Source organism: Algoriphagus halophilus (genome assembly GCF_041729275.1).
GTDB lineage: Bacteria > Bacteroidota > Bacteroidia > Cytophagales > Cyclobacteriaceae > Algoriphagus > Algoriphagus halophilus_A.
The window spans coordinates 3787898-3807985 of the sequence record NZ_CP146486.1; the positions used below are offsets into that span (position 1 = coordinate 3787898).

The 20088-nt window shown below is 38.9% G+C and carries 22 protein-coding genes, 2 tRNA genes and 2 pseudogenes; 13 read left to right on the forward strand and 13 right to left on the reverse strand.

Going from position 1 to position 20088, the window contains the following annotated elements:
* Nucleotides 1-8 precede the first annotated feature (8 nt).
* From V8V91_RS20260 to lipB, 4 genes and pseudogenes are all read right to left on the reverse strand, one after another.
* Nucleotides 9-362 carry a hypothetical protein gene (locus V8V91_RS20260; protein ID WP_373396943.1) on the reverse strand — a complete coding sequence of 118 codons (354 nt, stop codon included), beginning with the start codon at nucleotides 360-362 and terminating at the stop codon, nucleotides 9-11.
* Between the two features lie 67 nt (nucleotides 363-429).
* Nucleotides 430-756, reverse strand: a complete 327-nt coding sequence (locus V8V91_RS20265; protein WP_373396944.1) for a hypothetical protein — start codon at nucleotides 754-756, stop codon at nucleotides 430-432.
* Nucleotides 757-767: 11 nt separating this feature from the next.
* Nucleotides 768-1169, reverse strand: a complete 402-nt coding sequence (locus tag V8V91_RS20270; RefSeq protein WP_373396945.1) for a hypothetical protein — start codon at nucleotides 1167-1169, stop codon at nucleotides 768-770.
* Nucleotides 1170-1172: 3 nt separating this feature from the next.
* Nucleotides 1173-1891: pseudogene (lipB, locus tag V8V91_RS20275) on the reverse strand (lipoyl(octanoyl) transferase LipB).
* Nucleotides 1892-1972: 81 nt separating this feature from the next.
* On the opposite strand from lipB, the gene V8V91_RS20280 reads away from it, so the two are divergent.
* Complete coding sequence (locus V8V91_RS20280; protein WP_373396946.1) at nucleotides 1973-2329, forward strand: YraN family protein; 357 nt, start codon at nucleotides 1973-1975, stop codon at nucleotides 2327-2329.
* Between the two features lie 26 nt (nucleotides 2330-2355).
* On the forward strand, nucleotides 2356-2880 hold the full coding sequence (locus V8V91_RS20285; protein ID WP_373396947.1) for a YSC84-related protein: 525 nt from the start codon (nucleotides 2356-2358) through the stop codon (nucleotides 2878-2880).
* Between the two features lie 4 nt (nucleotides 2881-2884).
* On the opposite strand, the gene V8V91_RS20290 is transcribed toward V8V91_RS20285, so the two are convergent.
* Nucleotides 2885-3730: a toxin-antitoxin system YwqK family antitoxin gene (locus V8V91_RS20290; protein ID WP_373396948.1), complete on the reverse strand. Its 846-nt coding sequence runs from the start codon at nucleotides 3728-3730 to the stop codon at nucleotides 2885-2887.
* Between the two features lie 135 nt (nucleotides 3731-3865).
* Here V8V91_RS20290 and V8V91_RS20295 point away from each other — a divergent pair, with 135 nt between their 5' ends.
* Both V8V91_RS20295 and V8V91_RS20300 read left to right on the forward strand, forming a co-directional pair.
* On the forward strand, nucleotides 3866-5068 hold the full coding sequence (locus V8V91_RS20295; protein WP_373396949.1) for a pyridoxal phosphate-dependent aminotransferase: 1203 nt from the start codon (nucleotides 3866-3868) through the stop codon (nucleotides 5066-5068).
* A gap of 90 nt (nucleotides 5069-5158) precedes the next feature.
* A complete protein-coding gene (locus V8V91_RS20300) occupies nucleotides 5159-5752 on the forward strand; it encodes a glycosyltransferase family A protein (RefSeq protein WP_373396950.1) in 594 nt (197 codons plus the stop codon).
* A 116-nt stretch (nucleotides 5753-5868) separates the two neighbouring features.
* Here V8V91_RS20300 and V8V91_RS20305 read toward each other — a convergent pair whose 3' ends face one another.
* Both V8V91_RS20305 and V8V91_RS20310 read right to left on the reverse strand, forming a co-directional pair.
* Complete coding sequence (locus V8V91_RS20305) at nucleotides 5869-6216, reverse strand: hypothetical protein (protein ID WP_373396951.1); 348 nt, start codon at nucleotides 6214-6216, stop codon at nucleotides 5869-5871.
* 35 nt (nucleotides 6217-6251) lie between these two features.
* On the reverse strand, nucleotides 6252-6659 hold the full coding sequence (locus tag V8V91_RS20310) for a glycosyltransferase family 2 protein (protein WP_373396952.1): 408 nt from the start codon (nucleotides 6657-6659) through the stop codon (nucleotides 6252-6254).
* 312 nt (nucleotides 6660-6971) lie between these two features.
* Between V8V91_RS20310 and V8V91_RS20315 the strand changes: the two genes are divergently transcribed.
* The 3 genes and pseudogenes from V8V91_RS20315 (at nucleotide 6972) to V8V91_RS20325 (ending at nucleotide 9618) form a co-directional block, all read left to right on the forward strand.
* Nucleotides 6972-7193 (forward strand): hypothetical protein, encoded by a 222-nt coding sequence (locus V8V91_RS20315; RefSeq protein ID WP_373396953.1) that lies wholly within the window; start codon nucleotides 6972-6974, stop codon nucleotides 7191-7193.
* Between the two features lie 8 nt (nucleotides 7194-7201).
* A complete protein-coding gene (locus V8V91_RS20320; RefSeq protein WP_373396954.1) occupies nucleotides 7202-8005 on the forward strand; it encodes a DUF4421 family protein in 804 nt (267 codons plus the stop codon).
* 69 nt (nucleotides 8006-8074) lie between these two features.
* Nucleotides 8075-9618: pseudogene (locus V8V91_RS20325) on the forward strand (aldehyde dehydrogenase family protein).
* Nucleotides 9619-9663: 45 nt separating this feature from the next.
* On the opposite strand, the gene V8V91_RS20330 reads toward V8V91_RS20325, so the two are convergent.
* The 4 genes from V8V91_RS20330 to V8V91_RS20345 form a co-directional block, all read right to left on the reverse strand.
* Entirely contained in the window at nucleotides 9664-10128 is a 465-nt protein-coding gene (locus tag V8V91_RS20330; RefSeq protein ID WP_373396955.1) for a hypothetical protein, read from the reverse strand.
* A gap of 626 nt (nucleotides 10129-10754) precedes the next feature.
* Nucleotides 10755-10829: transfer RNA gene (locus V8V91_RS20335), tRNA-Val, on the reverse strand.
* A gap of 40 nt (nucleotides 10830-10869) precedes the next feature.
* Nucleotides 10870-10944, reverse strand: a tRNA-Val gene (locus V8V91_RS20340).
* Between the two features lie 140 nt (nucleotides 10945-11084).
* Nucleotides 11085-12920 (reverse strand): TonB-dependent receptor plug domain-containing protein, encoded by a 1836-nt coding sequence (locus tag V8V91_RS20345; protein WP_373396956.1) that lies wholly within the window; start codon nucleotides 12918-12920, stop codon nucleotides 11085-11087.
* A gap of 160 nt (nucleotides 12921-13080) precedes the next feature.
* On the opposite strand from V8V91_RS20345, the gene V8V91_RS20350 reads away from it, so the two are divergent.
* Nucleotides 13081-15039, forward strand: coding sequence for a M1 family metallopeptidase (locus V8V91_RS20350; protein WP_373396957.1), 1959 nt, complete (start codon nucleotides 13081-13083; stop codon nucleotides 15037-15039).
* Nucleotides 15040-15092: 53 nt separating this feature from the next.
* On the opposite strand, the gene V8V91_RS20355 is transcribed toward V8V91_RS20350, so the two are convergent.
* Entirely contained in the window at nucleotides 15093-15527 is a 435-nt protein-coding gene (locus tag V8V91_RS20355) for a VOC family protein (protein WP_373396958.1), read from the reverse strand.
* A gap of 143 nt (nucleotides 15528-15670) precedes the next feature.
* Nucleotides 15671-17320, reverse strand: coding sequence for a S41 family peptidase (locus tag V8V91_RS20360; protein ID WP_373396959.1), 1650 nt, complete (start codon nucleotides 17318-17320; stop codon nucleotides 15671-15673).
* A 165-nt stretch (nucleotides 17321-17485) separates the two neighbouring features.
* Here V8V91_RS20360 and V8V91_RS20365 point away from each other — a divergent pair, with 165 nt between their 5' ends.
* Genes V8V91_RS20365 through V8V91_RS20385 form a run of 5 tightly spaced genes read left to right on the forward strand, consistent with a single transcriptional unit; the run spans nucleotide 17486 to nucleotide 19999 of the window.
* Entirely contained in the window at nucleotides 17486-17812 is a 327-nt protein-coding gene (locus tag V8V91_RS20365) for a hypothetical protein (protein WP_373396960.1), read from the forward strand.
* Nucleotides 17781-18242, forward strand: a complete 462-nt coding sequence (locus V8V91_RS20370) for a hypothetical protein (protein WP_373396961.1) — start codon at nucleotides 17781-17783, stop codon at nucleotides 18240-18242. The genes V8V91_RS20365 and V8V91_RS20370 overlap by 32 nt, the downstream gene beginning before the upstream one ends.
* Nucleotides 18242-18655, forward strand: coding sequence for a Holliday junction resolvase RuvX (gene ruvX, locus V8V91_RS20375; protein WP_373396962.1), 414 nt, complete (start codon nucleotides 18242-18244; stop codon nucleotides 18653-18655). Before V8V91_RS20370 ends, ruvX begins: the two co-directional genes overlap by 1 nt.
* Nucleotides 18652-19206 carry a peptide deformylase gene (def, locus tag V8V91_RS20380; protein WP_074222839.1) on the forward strand — a complete coding sequence of 185 codons (555 nt, stop codon included), beginning with the start codon at nucleotides 18652-18654 and terminating at the stop codon, nucleotides 19204-19206. Before ruvX ends, def begins: the two co-directional genes overlap by 4 nt.
* Nucleotides 19207-19225: 19 nt before the next feature.
* A complete protein-coding gene (locus V8V91_RS20385; RefSeq protein WP_373400762.1) occupies nucleotides 19226-19999 on the forward strand; it encodes an amidohydrolase in 774 nt (257 codons plus the stop codon).
* Nucleotides 20000-20088: the final 89 nt, after the last annotated feature.

Here is a 20088-nt window from a genome sequence, read left to right on the forward strand (position 1 = left end):
TTTTTGCATTAATCTTTATGATCTTTTGGTGAATCTTCTAAGTGTACCATTTCTAGCTCCATCTCGTCTAATTGTGGATGCATGGCTAAATAAACGCGGGCAGTAACTTCAACGTCTTTGCGACAGTACTTCTTGATTCGGTTAATGTCTTTTTCTAAATGAAAAGTGGTGTTGACCTGGCTGCCATCCAAGTCTTCTTTGGAAGTGGGGATGCCAAAAACTGCAGCTAAAAGTTCCAGTCGGGTGTAATGTTTGTAATCACCAAACTTCCAAAGTTCTAAAGTATCCAAATGCCTAATTTCCCAGGGCTTTTTTCCTGCTATTTGTAAGGGTTCAGGCAAGGAAACTCCTTGTACCAGCATTCTCCTGCAAAGGTAAGGGTAATCAAACTCTTTACCATTATGTGCACAAAGAATCCATTTTTCTTCCCTAATAAGCTATTAAATGACAAAAGAAGTTCCCGTTCGTCAGGATTTGCAAAAACTTTAGATCTAAAAATGAGCTTCTTGTCCTTTTTTTCCACTGAAAATACCCTACTCCTATACATATCACCTGGCCAAATTCAGCATGAATTCCAGCTTTATCAAAGTATAAGGCTCCTGGCTCTACTTTTCCATGTTCGTTCTGGATTAGTTTTTCTTTCTTGATCCATTCGTCCTGCAACCTCGAACTCAGGTCTTCAAATTTTTCTGTAAGAGATGCAGTTTCTATGTCTAGAAATAGGATGTCCCCTAATTGATCAAAAAAGTTAGCCATAAACGTTGGAGTTATGCGTGAAGAATCCCTTCTAAACCTAACTCAGGGATCATTTGAATGTTGGCAGGATCAAAGCTACCTGGAGTAAATATAAACTTTTTATCAAAAATTTGATCAAGGATGTAATAACTCACCCAAAATTCATTGGTCAACGAAAAGACTGCGGGATCAATCGGTTCAATCTTGGCCATTTCTTCTGGCCCCAACTCCTCAATTATATGACGCAAAGTAGAAGTTTGTCTTTTCTCTCCATCTAATATCCCATATCCTTTGGATGTAATCATGATGGTTTTCAATTCTATCAAATTCAGATTGAAAATATAAACGCCCCATTCTACCCCATTAGGGGTCTCTTGTTTAGCAATAGCAAGTTTTACCCCTGTAACCGGATGAAAATCGATATCCTTTTTCATGTATTAATCTACTAATTCCATCTCAAAAAGATTAATGAGATGATTTTTAACTTTTTCTTTTACTTCTTGAAGATTAACCTCTCTTCCTAATTCTTGGCTCAAAGAGGTTACTGCTTTATCATCAATCCCACAAGGAATGATGTTTCCAAAATAACTTAGATCTGGGTTGACATTGAAAGCGAACCCATGCATTGTCACCCATCGACTGGACTTTACTCCCAAGGCACATATCTTTCTTGGATTCTTTTGTTCTATATAGTCAATCCAGACTCCCGTTAATCCTTCAATTCTTCCTGCCTCTATTTGGTATTCTTTCAGAGTCAGAATGATGGCTTCTTCTAACAGCCTCAAGTATTTATGGATGTCAGTAAAAAAATTATCCAAGTCCAGAATAGGGTATCCTACAAGCTGCCCCGGGCCATGGTAGGTGATATCTCCACCTCGATTGATCTTATAATAGGTAGCTTTTTTTCTTCAAGACCTTTCTGATCTAATAATAAATTTTCCTCTTTACCACTTTTTCCTAATGTATAGACATGAGGATGTTCAACAAAAAACACATAGTTTTCTGTGGGTGTCTGTTGATCTACTGAAGATTTCCGGTTTTCAATTTTTTGGGCAACCGTTTTTGCAAATATTGATTCTTGAAAATCCCAGGCCTCCTGGTAATCCATCAACCCTAAGTCTCGGAATTTTACCTTTTTATTAATAATTTCGTTCATCTAGTAGTTTAATTGGTTTTCCTTAAAACCATTTTTGAACCTGTCTTTCAATATTTTTTCAAAATTAAGCAATTATTCAAGATGGCAGAACACAATAAATCAGGGAGAATGGCGGAGGAGCTCGCAGCTCAATGGCTCATTTCAAAAGGATATGAATTGAAAGAGATGAATTTCCGCCATGGTTATGCAGAAATAGATTTAATTCTTTCTTATCAAAAGCTGTTGGTTTTTGTAGAAGTGAAATATCGCTCTGGCACTGGTTTTGGTTATGCAGAGGAGTTTGTAGACTACACCAAAAGGAAGTTAATCATCAAGGCTGCGGATCAGTATATACATGATAATAATTGGAATTTTGATATCCGATTTGACATTATTGGCGTTTACAGGAACAAATCAGGCGAAATAAACTTCAAGCATTTTGAAGATGCCTTTTATTGAAAACAAACCATCTATTAGTTAGAAAAATGAAAAAGTTAGTATTCACCCTCAGTATGTCATTTTTAGCATGTGTTGCTTTTGCCCAAAATGACAAAGACAAGAAGATTATTGAAGATAGTGAAGAAGCAAAAGCTGCCTTTTTAAAAGATGATCCCGACATGCAGGAATTTTTCGATCAATCTTATGCCTATATTATTTTGCCAAATGTGGGTAAAGGGGGACTAGGAGTAGGAGGAGCTGCAGGAAACGGGGTTGCTTTTGAACAGGGAGAAATGATCGGATATGCTAGAATGACTCAGGTGACTATTGGATTTCAAGCAGGTGGGCAGGCTTATAGTGAAGTAGTTTTTTTTGAATCTGAGGAAGAGTTTGATCGATTTAAAGAAGGTAAGATTGAAATGGCGGCACAGGTTTCTGCTGTGGCAGCTGCATCCGGTGCTTCTTTAAATGCAGAATACATTGATGGTGTGGCGGTATTTACCAGAGCCAAAGGAGGGTTAATGTATGAAGCTTCTGTAGGTGGTCAGCAATTTAGATATAGAGAAAAATAAGGGATTACATCTCTTTTCTATAAACCAAGTTTCCGTCCTTATCCCATTCTGCACGAATATAAGGGCGGAAATTTTTTGTATAGGGCTCCTCCTGATATTGGATTTCTCGCTTTCGAATCGCTTTCGTATTTCCAGTGTCCCAATATTCTGTCCAAAGTCCCACTTTTTCTCCGTATTGATATTCCCCAGTTACGGCAACTTGTTTGTCGTCGTAGAAATAGAAATAATTTCCTTCCTCCAAGCCATACTGAATCGGGATGATTTCTTCGACGGTTCTTGAGCTGGATTCATAATAAGAGATTCTAGATTCTTTTGGCCAGCCTTCCGTATAATGGTTTTTGTCTTGAAGCACATTGTTAGAGTCGAATAGCATCCAGGTTTTATGCTTTGTCCCATAGTAGAACATGCCACTTTCTACCACCGTCTCATTGATGGTTCGCTCGTAAGGTCCATGCAATAAATAACCTTTTCCTTCCTCATATCCAGAAGTACGGATGCTTCTTTCTTGGGTATCGAACCAATATACATCTCGGATATAAGGGTCCGGTCTTCTAAAGTCTTCGGTGTAATTGAAGTACTCATAAATTTCCTGGCCTCTAATTTCTCTCTTGGCATACCCTCTTCTGGTTTTAATTCCAAACCAGATGTTTTTACGTTCCTTTTTCTTCTTTTCCTTTTTCTCTTCTTTTTCTTTGTTTTCATCAAATAGAAGAAGAGGCATCGTGGTAGGCAATAGACTGGAGTTGACTACGCCTGAAGAGTCAGGATCTGTGATGGAATCATTATTTTGAGTCCAGGCTACTTTACTGAGTAAAAGGAAGAATAGAAGAAGAAAAGAAAACTTGCTCATTATATGCAGAAAACGGAATTTCCTCCCGAGTATTTCATTTCAAAAATAACATTTCATTATCAAAAGCAGACAATTGTTTAGATTTTATAATCTTCTCTCTATTTTTGAGGGATTTTGAATAAACCACAGAAAATAATGAATTCTATTCTATCAGATCGGATTATTAATATGGAAGAATCAGCTACACTGGCAATGGCAAAGAAAGCCAGAGAGCTGAAGTCCCAAGGCATTGACATCATTGGATTGAGCCTCGGTGAACCAGATTTTAAAACACCTAAGCACATCCAAGAAGCAGCCAAAGATGCGATCGATGAGGGAAAATATTTCTCCTATCCTCCTGTGGCAGGTTATCAGGATTTGAGAGAGGCTATCGCAAAGAAATTAAGAGAAGAGAATGAAATCTCTCAAGCAAAAGCAGAAAATATAGTAGTATCTACCGGTGCGAAGCACTCTATTGCTAATGTCTTCATGTGTATGATCAATGAAGGAGATGAAGTAGTGATTTTTTCTCCTTATTGGGTAAGTTATGCAGAGATTATCAAATTGGCTGGTGGTGTTCCGGTATTGATTGAAGGAACTCTTGAAAACAATTTTAAGGCTACTGCCGCACAATTAGAAGAAGCGATCACTCCAAAAACCAAGGCAGTGATTTACTCTTCTCCTTGTAATCCAACTGGATCAGTATTCAGTAAAGAAGAATTAGAAGCAATTTCTGAAGTGATTTTGAAGCATGATAATATCATGGTGATCGCTGACGAAATTTATGAATTGATCAACTTCGTGGGTAGAAATTACAGTATTGCTTCTTTCCCTGGAATGTTTGAAAGAACAATCACAGTGAATGGTTTCTCCAAGGGATATGCAATGACAGGCTGGAGAGTGGGGTATATCTGCGCTCCTCTGTTTATGGCAAAAGCTGTCGAAAAAATCCAAGGTCAGTTTACCTCAGGAGGAACTGGTATCGCTCAAAGAGCTGCTTTGGCGGGAATCGCTGGGGATCAGACTCCATCAAAAGAAATGGCGGAAGCTTATTTCAAAAGAAGAGAATTGGTGATGGGATTATTGAAAGAGATTCCAGGAATCAAAACACATGTACCTGAAGGCGCATTCTATTTCTTCCCTGATGTTACAGCCTTCTTTGGTAAATCCGCTCATGGTAAAACCATCAATAATGCAGATGACCTTTGTTTGTATTTATTGGAGGTAGCCAATGTATCATTGGTAACTGGCGCTGCTTTCGGTGCACCTTCCTGCGTAAGATTGTCCTATGCTGCTTCAGAAGAGGAGTTAAAAGAGGCCTTGGGAAGAATGAAAAAGGCTCTGGGAGAACTAGCTTAAGAATTTGAATCTAGAAATATTAACCCTGAAGAATTTCAGGGTTATTTTTTTGCCTTGTCAGAAAGCCGTAATTTTGAACAAATCTTTTTTATGGTCAACGCGATTGTCATCACCCCCGTTAAAAATTCCATTGAAACCACATTGGATACTGCAAGAGCTATTGCAGCTTCATCTGTTCCTGTAAAGCATGTGATTTTTAATGATTTCAGTACCGAAGAAACGAAAATGAAACTCGAGGAGGAACGAGCTGAAATTGGTTATGATTTGATCCACATAGAAGACCTCACCGATCATCCTTCTCCGAATTACAAGTTGGTTTTGCAAATGGCCCAAAAGATGGGGCTTGAGGAGGAATTACCAGTGTTAGTGATAGAATCGGATGTGGTGGTAAAACCAACTACCATTGAAAGTTTATTGAGATTTCAAGCGACTCATCCGAAATCCGGTTTGGTAGGTTCCGTGACTGTAGATGAACAAGGGATTGTGAATTTCCCTTATTTGAAATTCAAAGGGGTGAAAGAGCAGGTTATTTCAACTCATCGAAGCCTAAGTTTTTGTTGTACTCTTTTTTCACTTCCTTTTTTGGAAGCGTTTGATTTTACTGAATTGGATGAGGCCAAAGATTGGTATGATACCTTTATATCAAAAAATCTATTGAGCTGGATTTTGAGAATTACGTCCTGATGGATTCTCCTGTATGGCATAGACCTCATGCGAGCAGGCCTTGGAAACAATTGAAATATACCAATCCTTTGAAGTACTACTTTTTGAAATTCTGGAAAGGCTTGGATAAGATCTGATTAAAGTTTTCCAAAGAATTTTAAAAGGGTGTTGTAGGGTTTTGACCAGGTCCTTTGAAAACGTAATGGGCCATTTAATTCCCGCTCAAAGAATTCAGGGTATTTGGCATTGAGATATGCGATTCTTTTCCTTTTTGCTTCATCAGAACCGGTACGCTTTCTCAGGCTATTTATTCCTCCCGTGAGTCGATAATAGAAGCCAATGAATGGCAGTTGGACAACTTCCCCTCCATCTTTAAGCATGTTGATCCAAAACTCCCAATCGGCCCTTCCGAGATTATAATCCTCTGCATATCCTCCAATCAATTCCCAGTCTTTTCTTCTATATAGTGCGGAAACAAAAATCATATTGTCTCTTGCTAGAGCATTGATGTCAAATGATTTCAGTTTCCAATATTTTTGCCCTTTGGGCCGAATTTCATTGCTTCACAATACACTACTTTTACTTGAGGATTGTTTTCTAAAACTTTTACTGCTTCACTGATGTAATTGGTTGAAATTAGGTCATCTCCATCTAAGGGTAGAATATACGTTCCAGAGGAAGCTTTGATACCGGTATTTCTAGCTATCTCAACTCCTTGATTTTTTTGATGAATATAACTTACCAATTCATGTTTTGAAGCTAGGTTTTTGGCGATTTCCTCACTTCCATCCGTTGATCCGTCATTAATAATAATTATTTCTAAAGGAGAATAATCTGACGCCAGGGCTGATAAAACTGTCTCTTTCAAATATTCAGCTTGGTTGTAGCAAGGGATAATAATTGAAACAAGAGGGGATGGGGTACTCATAGGGCTTTGATTGTAGTAAAAGAGAAAGGTTGGCGTTCAGTAAAATCAAATTGTTAATTATGCTATTAATCAAAGTTAAAGCCTTTTTTTATTTGAATAAACTAAAAAATCCAAACAATAATTTGTTTAATTAAATGAATATGATAAATTTATAGCGGTGATTAAACAACTTTTCTCTATTATTTGATTTTTTAAGACTTTGAATTCGAATAGAATTCCATTTTCAGAACTCTATCAGTTTTCAAAAATCCGGATTACGATCTGGATTTTTTTTTCAAAATTAAATAGAACTTTTAGGAATAATTCATTTGGATGGTTCGATTTCCTAAATACTTCATTTACTTATTTTTCAGTCTTGTTCCTGTTTTAGCTGTCACCGCTCAGGAAAAGAAACCTGGTTATGATTCTAGCTATGTAGAGCGTGCGTCTAAGAAAATGCTCTTTCGGCTTTATACCTCCCAAAAATATACTGACTTGGTGGTGAATGTTCCCGGAGGGATCGAGGTTATCGCTATAAGCCTAATTCAGGATTAAATTTGGGGTTGGGATTCACCTACCAAGGAGTCACCATTAATGTAGCAGCACCATTAGGTTTCATGAATCCTAACCGATATAAGAATTGGCCTAAATACCTGGATTTACAAGCACATACCTATCCTAAAAATTTCATTATTGATTTTTTAGGTCAGTTTTATAAAGGGTATTCAATAGACCCGGAATTCCTTCAAAATTCAACGGAACCTTATCCAAGGAGAGATATGAGGTTAATCACGGTTGGGCTAAATGTAAATTACCTGTTTTTTGGAGAGAAGTTGTCTCTTCAAGCATCTTTTACCCAAGAGGATATCCAAAAAAGATCAGCTTTTTCTCCATTTGTAGGTTTTGAAGCTTACGGCGGGTCAATTGAAGGAGATTCTCTTTTGATCCCTACCACTGAGCAGATAGACGCGAAATACAATTTTGGAAAATCCAGGTATTTCCAAGGAGGACCAAATGCAGGCTTAGCAGGAACCTTGGTTTTCGGAGGAGGTTTCTTTCTTACGGGAGTGGCTTCAGCAAACCTAAGTTTGGGATTCTCTGAATGGGAAAATCAAGATAAGGCAAAAAGTTGGGGGCTAGTCCCAACCTATTATTTGAGAGGGTTTTTCGGATATAATAATGACAGGTTTTCCATCAATGCAAACTATGTTTACAAGCAGTCCGATTTAGTGAAAGTGGCTGACTATAATAATTCAATCAATACTGGGAACTATCGAATCAATCTCATTTATAAAATTAATACTAGCGATAAATTTGATAGAGGGTTCAGAAAAATCAACCTCCTGTCCATCTTGGGGCTGAATTAAAGAGCAGGTTCGATAATGATTCCTTCAAATATTTTTAGCTTTGAAAGCATTAAATAAACAACCCAAATTATGACTGATCATTTTGGAATCCAAGAATCTTTAAAGAAGCTAGGGATTCAACCCAAAAATCTTGGTGCATCTACAGGTGTAAATTGGCTGGATTCAGGAGAAAAGTATATTTCTTCATATTCACCCGCTGACGGTAAATTGATTGCCGAAGTTCAATTGGCAAATAAGGATAGTTATGATTCTCTGATTGAAGAAGCGCAAAAGGCTTTTATCCAATGGAGGAAAGTTCCTGCCCCGCAAAGAGGGGAAATTGTTAGGGAGATTGGAAATGCATTAAGAGAGGTAAAGGCCGATCTGGGAAAATTGGTATCATACGAAATGGGGAAATCCTACCAGGAAGGGTTAGGAGAGGTTCAGGAGATGATTGATATCTGCGATTTTGCGGTAGGACTTTCCAGACAACTTTATGGATTGACCATGCACTCTGAACGTCCAGGTCATCGCATGTATGAACAATGGCATCCACTAGGGATTGTAGGGATTATTTCCGCCTTCAATTTCCCGGTAGCTGTTTGGTCCTGGAATGCTGCATTGGCATGGGTTTGCGGGGATGTATGTCTTTGGAAGCCTTCTGAAAAAGCACCTTTGTCAGGAATTGCCTGTCAAAAAATCGCCTCTGCTGTATTTGCAAAACATGGAATGCCTGAAGGAATTTGTTCCTTGATTATAGGGGATTACAAAGTTGGAGAAATGATCTCTCATGATCCTAGGGTTCCTTTGGTTTCCGCGACTGGTTCTACCCGAATGGGGAAATTGGTTGGTCAAGCTGTAGGGAGCAGATTAGGAAGGTCTTTGTTGGAATTAGGAGGTAATAATGCGATCATCATTACCGCGGAAGCTGATATTGATATGGCGATCAGAGGAGCCTTGTTTGGGGCCGTTGGGACAGCTGGGCAACGTTGTACTTCTACCCGAAGATTAATCATACATTCCTCTGTATTTGAGGAGGTAAAAAACAGGTTAGCAAGTGCCTATTCAAAACTAGTAATTGGAAACCCCTGGATGAAAAAAATCATGTGGGTCCATTAATTGATCAGGATGCTGTTAATATGTATCTGGCAGCAACCAAAAAAGTGATGGAAGAAGGAGGGAAGGTTGTGGTAGAAGGTGGTGTGCTGAAAGGGGAAGGCTATGAGTCTGGATGCTATGTGAAACCTGCAATCTATGAAGCTGAAAATCATTACCAGATTGTGCAACATGAGACTTTTGCTCCAATTCTATATTTAATCAAATATGAAACCATTGAGGAGGCAATTGCCATCCAAAATGGGGTGCCGCAAGGCTTGTCCTCAGCAATCATGACTTTAAATATGCGGGAAGCTGAAGCCTTCTTGTCTGTGGCTGGATCTGATTGCGGGATAGCTAATGTCAATATAGGTACTTCAGGAGCGGAAATAGGCGGAGCTTTTGGAGGTGAAAAAGAGACTGGTGGAGGGAGAGAATCTGGTTCAGATGCATGGAAGGCCTATATGCGAAGACAAACCAATACGATTAATTATTCTTCGGAACTTCCTTTAGCACAAGGGATAAAATTTGATATTTAAGAATCTGGAAAAAGGTCAATGGAGCAATTCATTGACCTTTTTTATTTAATTCTTTTCTACTTTTTCATAGTGTGTTTTGAATCTACCTAGGGTTTGGTCTCTATTAAGGTAGACTAGGACGAGTTCTTTATCGTTGATTTTCATGATTTTTGCCTGAAGAACTTTAGGGGCAAATTTTGATTGCCAAGTAATTACAGAGTCTGCTTCACGAATATTCCAGATAGACTTTTCCTGGATGATTTCGGTTCGATCCAAAATAGTGTTGGTCATAGAATCTCTGGCGTAAAAATTTTTGTAGCTCTGATCGTGAAGTCTGTCCATGAGCTCGTAAAACTTTTCCATTTCGTCTTCTGGTCTGGATTGAGCGTCTGGTGAGTTAATGAAGAACAAGTAGCCTTCGTCTTTGGTGAGTTTCCATTTTCCTAATAATTGATCCTGTATGTCTTGCGCATTTGATTTACTTGCAATTATTAAAATTAGAAAGATGAGGAGTCCTGTATACTGCTTCATTTAAAAAAAGAGGTTGGTTTAGTTAGTCAGATATATTGGTATTTATATGACAAAAAAAGTATTAGAAATTTAGTCTCCTAGGCAAAAGGAGGGGTTATAATAAGATGAAAAAGGCTTTTTGATACTAAGACAGTAATGGGTTAGAACAAAAAAAGCCCCAGAAAACTCTGAGGCTAATGTGGGAGTTGAGGGCCCCGTAACTATCGAGGGCGAACCCCGACCCATTAAATGAACTCTCATTTTCTAGTAAATATTTTATGTTCTTAGTGCGAGAGTGTATTGTAAACTAGTTTATAGAAAGGTAAGGCAATAGGATTTATTGATCCCTGAAAAAGGCTTTTTGATACTAAGACAGTAATGGGTTAGAACAAAAAAAAGCCCCAGAAAACTCTGAGGCTAATGTGGGAGTTGAGGGCCCCGATAACTATCGAGGGCGAACCCCGACCCATTAAATGAACTCTCATTTTCTAGTAAATATTTTATGTTCTTAGTGCGAGAGTGTATTGTAAACTAGTTTATAGAAAGGTAAGGCAATAGGATTTATTGATCCCTGAAAAAGGCATTTTAATACTGATACGGTATTGGGTTAGAACAAAAAAAAGCCCCAGAAAACTCTGAGGCTAATGTGGGAGTTGAGGGATTCGAACCCCCGACCCTCTGCTTGTAAGGCAGATGCTCTGAACCAACTGAGCTAAACTCCCAAGAAATGAACAATGCTTTATTTGAGCTGAATTTAAGATGTGGGAGTTGAGGGATTCGAACCCCCGACCCTCTGCTTGTAAGGCAGATGCTCTGAACCAACTGAGCTAAACTCCCATCTTTGTATTCCTTTCCTTTCGAAAGGGAATGCAAAGGTAGTTTGAAATTTATTTGTAGCAAATATTGGGTTGCTTTTTTTTAAGCTCTCTAAATAATTGCTTGATAATGAGAGCAAAAATTATTTTTGTAGACAACCCTTAATTGCCAGAGTCCAAATTCAACATAAACCCGGCTCGAAACCATCTTCCCGGCATTTGTATGGTGGCTGCTTCGATGTATTCGGTGTTTGTTAGATTAGATGCTTCGGCAAATAGCCCTATTTTTCCAATCCGATTATAGTCTACCCTCATGTCCATCAAGAAGTAAGGATCCTGATTCATCCTTTCTATGTATCGCATTTTGGTGTTCCATTCCAGTTTTTTTCCTATTCCTACCAATACCCCTCCGATCAATTGATTCTTTAAAGCAGTAAAGGCATACCTGGTTTCTACACCAGGCTGCTGGATTAAATCTGCATGGATATAGTTGTATGAAAAGTTGAATTCCTTTACCTGAATAGTGGTAGCACTAGGATTGACGCGATAGTATAAAGAAGCTTCTATACCATTAAATTTCACCTTATTAAAATTTTGTGGCTGCCATGGGGTTGCTTCATCCGGCCTGGTCCATTCGATCAAATTGTCGGTATTTCTTAAGAAATATACCAGTTCAGCTCTGAATCCAGACTTTGCCCATTTTGCCCCGATTTCAAAGTTTTGTGCTTCCTCGGGAGTAAGTTGCTCATTTCCGATATTCGTAGGTCCAACATAATAGAGGTCTGTGAATGTAGGAATCCTATAGCTAATTCCGTATCCAGTATAGAAACAGATTTCTTGGTTGGCCTGAAAACCAATTTCTGCCCCAGGGAAGTGTTTCCATCCATATCCTGTGTTATAATTGGAGTATATGCCCGCTCTAACATCTACTTTAGAACCCAGGTTGATTAATTGTTCCAAGAAAATTCCGCTCAAAGTTCTTTCACGATTACCTAGGTTATTGCTTTCTAGTTTTTCTGTTCTAGTCTCAATCCCAAATCCAGTAGTCCCGAACTTTGTTTGAAAATTGCCATTGGCTTCCAAGGCAAAAACGTCGGAGGTATGATTGTTTTGATAAAATTCAGGTTCATTTCTTCTCAATCTATATTCATCCGCATTGTATCGGTAGTACGCTCTTGTATTCAAATAGAAGTTAGATAGACTAAGGGTATGACTTAAGGAAGCCAAAGTAGTTTGGATACTTTCCCATTGATCTGGAAAAGAACTGGAGTAAAAACTATTTGCCCCAAATGTCCTGTCAGTATAGGCAATCATTCCTCTCAGGGCGTTTCGATTGTTTATCTCAATTCCACCCTCGTAAAAGACATTGCTGACTTGATAGTCTGTGTTGTATTGATATCCATTGGAGTCATCATAGGAGATAGAAAGGTTTTGCTTGTAGTTGCCAGTCGGCAAAGAACCCGCAAAATTGATCCCTTTCATACCAAAATCACCTGCGTAACCTTTCACTCTCAGATAACGCTCATCAGTTAGGCTGGTAATTACATTGATTGCACCGGCATAGGCATTTTGTCCAAAGATTCTTGATCCTGGCCCTTTCAATACTTCCACACGATCTATATTCACCAAAGGGACGGGGATATTCATCATATGATGCCCAGTTTGAGGGTCGGATAATTTAATCCCGTTCAACAGCATAAGGGTTTGTGCGAAAGAACCGCCCCGAATGCCAATGTCCGCTTGTACTCCAGTTACGCCTCTTTGCCTCACGTCTACCCCTGGTACAAACGATAAAATTTCTTGCAAACTCCTGGCAGGAGTAGTTTCTATCGCTTGCTTATCAACCAACGCTATGTTTCTACTCTGCTTAGAAAAGGGAATTTGAATACGATTTTCTTGAATGATAACTGTTTCAAGATTTTGGGTTGTGGTGTCAGTTTGGGCTTTTAATTGGAAGAACAAGCCAAAACTAGTAATACATAATAGTGTTTTTTTCATATGAATTTTTAAAAATCCAGCCCAAAGAAATGGTTAAAAAAGTCTAAATCCAACCCTAGAATAATTGTGAAATTTAGTTAATGCTGAAATGCTAGTGTAAAAGAAACTGGGTGTTCCAAAGGATATCCTTATTTTTGGTGCCTATTATTTGACAAGTAGTATGAAAAGAAAACTAATATTATCACTTCTTCTGGCCGGAATCGGTTTTGCAGAAGTGTCCAATTCATTTGCCCAAGAGGTAAAAGAAAATAATCAACGTGTTTTTGGAGAGTTTATGGACCGAAGAGGAACCTACTCAAGAACGGCATCTGGCAAACCAGGCGTTGGGTACTGGCAAAATGCGGCTGATTACCAAATTGAGGCTACTTTGGATGATCAGGCTCATACCCTTACAGGGCAAGTAACCCTGACCTATACCAACAATAGCCCAGAGAACCTGGATTTTATCTGGATGCAATTGGAGCAAAATCGGTTTAGGGAAGATTCAAGAGGAACCTTGACTACACCGATTCAGGGAAATAGGTACAATGGAGATACTGATGGAGGATTTGATATCAGCAATGTGTCCGCTAAAGTGGGTTCCAAAGGAGCAGTTTCCAATAAGCACATTATTTCTGATACCAGAATGCAAGTTTGGTTTGCGGAGCCTATTCCAGCAAAAGGAGGAAAAGCTACCGTTTCAATGAATTTTTCTTTCAAAATCCCTGAGAAGGGAATGGATAGAATGGGGAGATTGGATGTGGAGGATGGAACCATCTACGCATTGGCTCAATGGTATCCTAAAGTTGCTGTATTTGATCAAATCGAAGGATGGAATGTAGAGCCTTATCTTGGAGCAGGTGAGTTCTATTTGGAATATGGTGCTTTTGACTATAAAATCACCGTGCCTTATGACCACATTGTGGTTGGATCTGGGGAGTTGTTGAATCCAAAAGAGGTATTGAGTAAGGAGCTTCAGGATCGTTATGCAAAAGCAAAAGAAAGCGATGAAACAGTATATTTGGTTTCTCCCGAAGAAATCGGAAATACCGAACTAACAAGACCTAAGCAAGAAGGAATGGTGACTTGGCATTTTGCTATTGAAAACAGCAGAGACATAGCCTTTGCTTCTTCTAAAGCCTTTATCTGGGACGCAGCCAAGATCAACCTCCCAAGCGGGAAAAAGATATTGGCACAATCAGTTTATCCAAAAGAATCGGATGGAATAGAGGCTTGGTCAAGATCTACTGAGTATTCCAAGGCCTCCATTGAATACTATTCTGAAACTTGGTTTGAGTTCCCTTACGCTACGGCCACCAATGTAGCTGCAGAAATTGGAGGAATGGAATACCCTGGCTTGAATTTCTGTCATTTTAGATCCAAAGGTAGAGGTCTTTGGGGCGTGACTGACCACGAATTTGGTCATAACTGGTTCCCAATGATCGTAGGTTCAAATGAAAGACGATATGCTTGGATGGATGAGGGTTTCAATACCTTTATCAACCACTACAGTACCTTGGCTTTCAACAATGGAGAATATCCTTCTAGATTACAGCAAACCAGAAGGTCGTTGAATTATTTCAATAGCGAAACCAGAGAAGGAATTGATACCTACCCAGATGTAGCAAATACTTCCAATTTAGGAATGGTGGCCTATAATAAGCCTGCTATTGGCTTGATCGTGTTAAGAGAATATATTTTGGGTCCAGAGCGATTTGACAATGCGTTCAAATCCTATATTAAAACTTGGGCTTATAAACACCCACAACCTTCTGATTTCTTTAATCACATGGAAAATGTAGGTGGTGAAAACCTTTCTTGGTTCTGGCAAGGCTGGTTTTATGGAAACGGAAATATTGATTTAGGAATCAATGGTGTGTTCCCTTATTCAGGAAATTATTTGTTGAGCATTTCCAACAAAGGAGATATTCCTATGCCTGTTTTGTTTGAGGTGACCTATGAAGATGACTCAACAGAGCGGTTTACTTTACCAGTGGAGATTTGGCAAAGAGGTGACACTTGGAACCATATCATCAAAACAGATAAGAAAGTGAAATCTGTAATATTGGATCCTGATAAGATTCTTCCAGATGTCAACTTGGGCAATGATAGCTGGCCTCAGGAGATTTACGATAACTAAAAAAATAGCCCGATTATGATGAATCGGGCTATTTTTTTGCTTTCCTCTTTGGATCAATAATCATCGTTGATCTCCAACCACATTCCATCAGGATCCTGAATATAAATTTGTCTGATTCCATCCACTCGGATCGTTACCTTCCCTTTTTCGCCAACCCAGCTTTCAAAGGGGTAATTCGTGTCTTTCAACGTTTGAATAAAAGAATCCATGTCTTCCATACTGAAACAAAGATGATTGACTTTGGAGATTTCCGTAGGAGTATTTGGAGCTTCAATGATGTGAAGTGCGGCTCCACTGCCGATGTCATACCAAGCGTGAAGACCATCTTTAAAAGGTTCTTCAATTTCTTTGAGACCAACGATGTTTTCATAAAATTTTTTGCTGGCCTCTAACTCTGAAACATGAACCGCAATATGATTGACTTTGATCTGCGAATGTGAGGTCAGGATGATTCCAGAAAATAATAGGAAGGTTAAAAGGGCTTTCATTAGCTTATTGATTAGTTGAGGCTAAAATGTTTAAAGTGATACTGAAATTCAATGTCATACATTTATGAAAGGTTTGAAAGGAAAATTTGATATAAAAAAAGAGCAACCCTTTCGAATTGCTCTTTAATTGGCTGGATAGGCCCTTATTCTTCTACATTGCTTAAGTCTTTGGCCAAGGCTATTTTTTCTGCTTGGTCAAAAAGCTTTAAGGCTTGCATATAAACTTCATTGATATCGTTGACAACCATATAGAAGGCGCTATCATCATACAACTGTCTTCCTAAGTGAGCTTTTACCAAAATCTTCAAATAGTCTTTTGATTTATTAAAGTCTTCTTGGTCAAACTTAACTTTGTTTTTCTCTCCGATAGAAATAAGGTCTTTCAACATGGAATCACTCACTTCGAATTCATTTCTGTATTCTTCTACCGACATGTTTGCAAATTGATCCTTATGGTCATTGGCATATTCCAGCACAAATTCTCTATTGGAGTCTGAGTTGAATAATCTATTGATGTAAATACTGTTTTGAGTAGTGTCCAACGGAACAAAATAATCAGGCATGATTCCTCCGCCCCCGTAAACAGTTCTACCTTTGGCAGTTTCATATTTCAAACTATCGTTGAACGTAATACTATCTGCAGAGAAGAATTCTCCGTGTTCGAACCTCTTTACGAAGTCTTTTTCATAGTCTTCGTAATTGGCGCCATAAGGCTTTTGGATGGATCGACCAGAAGGGGTATAATACCTAGCAATGGTCAGTCTCAATTCAGCTCCATCTGAAAGATCTATTGGCAATTGGACTAATCCTTTACCGAAGGATCTTCTACCCACGATCAGACCTCTATCATTATCCTGAATTGCTCCGGCAAGAATTTCAGATGCAGAAGCACTTCCTTCGTTGATTAAGACGATGACTGGGCCTTCTTCAAAGAGACCTGGTTTGTATGCGAAGGCTTTTTGGCTGTATTGATCTACTTTTCCTTCTTGAGATACGATCAAGGCTCTTTGGCCTAGTAACTCGTCGGCCATGTTAATAGCAGCTCCCATATAACCTCCAGGGTTACCTTGAAGGTCAATGATCAATTTTTGCATTCCTTTAGACTTTAGATCTTCGATAGAAGTTCTGAACTCATCATAGGTAGTAGCTGCAAATCGTGTTACTTTGATATAGCCCACTTCATCATTGACCATGTAAGAAGCATTGATGCTGTACTGTGGGATTTTATCTCGAGTGATTTCATAAGGAATTAATTCACTCTGATTTTTTCTTTTGATATCAATGGTGACTTTTGACCCTTTTGGTCCTCTAAGAAGGTCAAAAACATCTCGATTGGTTACTCCAATACCTGCAACTGTTTTACCATCCACATTTATAATCTGATCTCCAGATTGGATGCCAAGTGCCTCTGAAGGACCACCGGTCAAAGGAGCGACCACATAAATAGTATCTCTAATGATCCCGAATTCAACTCCAATCCCATCAAATTCTCCATCCAATTGGGATTGAGCCAAAGATGCGTCTCGGGCAGGGATGTAGCTTGAATGGGGATCCAGGTTTTCAAGCATCTTTGTAATCCCATACTCTACCAGCTCATTGGTGTTTACACTATCTACATAATCTCGATTGATATATGTCATGATCTCCTGAAGCTTATATAGGGCAGCTCTCAGGTCATTTTGATTACTCTTGGGTTCGGCAAAAGTGGCCCCAATCCAGATTCCAGCCGAAATAGCCAGTGCCAATATGATTGGAAGTCTTATTTGCGCTTTCGTGTTTTTAGTATCGCTCACGTCTATGCCTTTCTTTAATTTATTGCTATTGATTTATAAACTAGCATAATAAGCTAGTGTTTTGAAAGTGACTTTTGATAAAGTTAACGAATGTTTATACGAGGGGGGATGATAATGATCCAAATTATTCCCCTTTTTTCTGTTAAAAAAAATTATTTTTGTGACATGGGAGCTGAAAATGGATTTAATAAAGCTTTAGTAGGTGATTTGGTCTCTGAAAACTATGTTTTTGCAGCTGTGTTGCATTATTTCGGGATTAGCTTCTATCAGTATCAAACACAGTCATTAGAGGCGGTCTGCAAAAAGCATAGAGTACATCCAAACCAATTAATTACGGAATTGGAGGAATGGGCTTTGAGAAAGGAGCCTACCAATGAAGAATTATACCTCAACCCAATTGAAGTTCTTGTCGCCTATTTGAAGCGAAAGCATTACTTTTGTAAGACAGGAGTTGCCTTTTTTGGCCAATATCATTTCAGGGATTACTCCTGAACCTGAATATTCCTCTCTGATTGCCGATTTGAGAATTATGTTCCCCTTATTTGTAGAAGACTTCATTCATCATATTCATGAAGAAGAGAGCGGTTTATTTAACCGGATCAAGCTTTTACAGGATGTAGAGGAAGGTAATTACAGTATTGTGGATGCAATCAAAGTGTTGGAGAAGGATCCGATCCATTTACTAGCAGAAATGCATGAGGTTCATGATGATGAAATGAAGGGGATCAGGAAATTAACCCAAGATTATTCGTTACCTGAAAATGCGCCCCTAACCATGAAGGTATTGTATCACGAGCTTCAAAATTTTGAGCGAGAGCTTACCATTCATGCCCAAATTGAAGATGAGTTACTGTTTCCAAAAGCCATTCAATTAGAAAGAGAGGCACTTAGAAAAATCCGAAATAAAATAAGGACCAACTGATGCCAAGAATTCTAGCAATTGATTTAGGAACCAAACGAACTGGTTTGGCTGTTACAGATCCGCTTAAGATGTTAGCAAACCCCTTGGAAACCATAGAGACCTCCAAGTTGTTGGACTATATCAAAACCTATATTACCAAAGAGGAAGTGGATACTTTGGTGTTAGGTTTGCCTACCCGCTTAAATGGGCAGGATAATGAGATGACACCTAGGGTGTTGGCAATGAAAGAACAATTGGAAAAAAGCTTTCCAAACCAAAAAATTGAATTAATGGACGAGCGATTTACTTCTAAAATGGCCATGCAAAGTATGATAGCCATGGGAAGTAAAAAGAAAGATCGTCGTGAAAAAGCTGGCAACCTGGATAAGGTGAGTGCAGCGATTATTTTACAATCGTATTTAGAAAGACAATGATTTACCCAATAGTTGCATACGGGAATCCCATTTTGAAGAAAGAGGCGGAAGAAATTAATGAGGGAACAGAGCTTGATTCCTTGATCAAGGATATGTTTGCTACTATGGATAATGCCAGTGGTGTAGGATTAGCAGCTCCACAGATTAATCAAGGAGTCCGACTCTTTGTGATTGATAGTTCTCTGATGCTCGACGAAGAAGATGAGGAAGTTGGGATTAGAAGAGCGTTTATCAATCCCATTATTTTAGATGAATATGGTGATGATTATAGTTTTGAAGAGGGCTGCTTGAGTATTCCCGAAGTTAGGGCTGAAATCACCAGACCTGAAAAGTTGACCATAGAATACTTTGATGAAAACTGGAACTTGAAAGAGGAAGAGTTTTCGGGAATGACTGCCAGAGTGATCCAGCATGAATACGATCACTTAGAGGGGATTTTGTTTGTAGATTACCTAAAAGGCTTGAAAAAGCGTTTGATGAAATCAAAGTTGATTGATGTCAGCAAAGGAAAAGTATCGACTGATTACAGAATGATATACCCGCTCAAATGAGCCGATCCCCCAATTATCCATAGCGCTGGTACAGACGGACTTGTTTTGGAAAGACAAAACAGCCAATATGGCCATGCTAGAAGAAAAACTCTGGGGGATTCCTACCGGTACAGATTTAATAATTCTTCCAGAAATGTTTCCTACTGGATTCAGTATGGATGCGTCTGAATTAGCCGAACCCATGAACTTATCCATTTGTAAATGGATGAAACAGATGGCAGCTCAATCAGGTGCAGTTATTACAGGGAGTGCTATTATTTCAGATAAGGGAAATTATTTCAATCGTCTTCTTTGGGTAACTCCCGAGGGAGAGATCTCCACTTACGATAAGAAGCATTTATTTCGAATGGCCAAAGAGGATGAAACGTTCTCTTCCGAAAAGAACCTACCTATTTTTAACTTAAAAGGTTGGAAAGTCTGTCCTCAGATTTGTTATGATCTCCGGTTTCCAGTTTACTCCAGGAATGTTTGGACAGAAGAGGGAGCTTCCTATGACTTTCTTTTTTATGTAGCCTCTTGGCCTGGAGCGAGGACTTCTGCATGGGATGCATTATTGCCTGCAAGAGCGATAGAGAATCTCAGTTATGTGGCAGGTGTAAATCGAGTAGGGCGGGATGGGAATGGAATTGATTACCTGGGACATTCTGCTTGTTATGATTTCAAGGGAGAGATAATTACCCATTTGGGAGAGTCCGAAGAAATCCAAACTTTTCAGCTAGATGCCGATGAATTAGAGAGATACCGGGAGAAATTTCCTGCGTGGAGAGACGCCGATAAATTCACAATTCGGTAAATTGCTTTGACAAAGGGTCCATCTCATAGTATGAACTGGATTTGAAACAAGGATATTTTCTGTAATTTAGCCGCAAAATTTTCTGACCC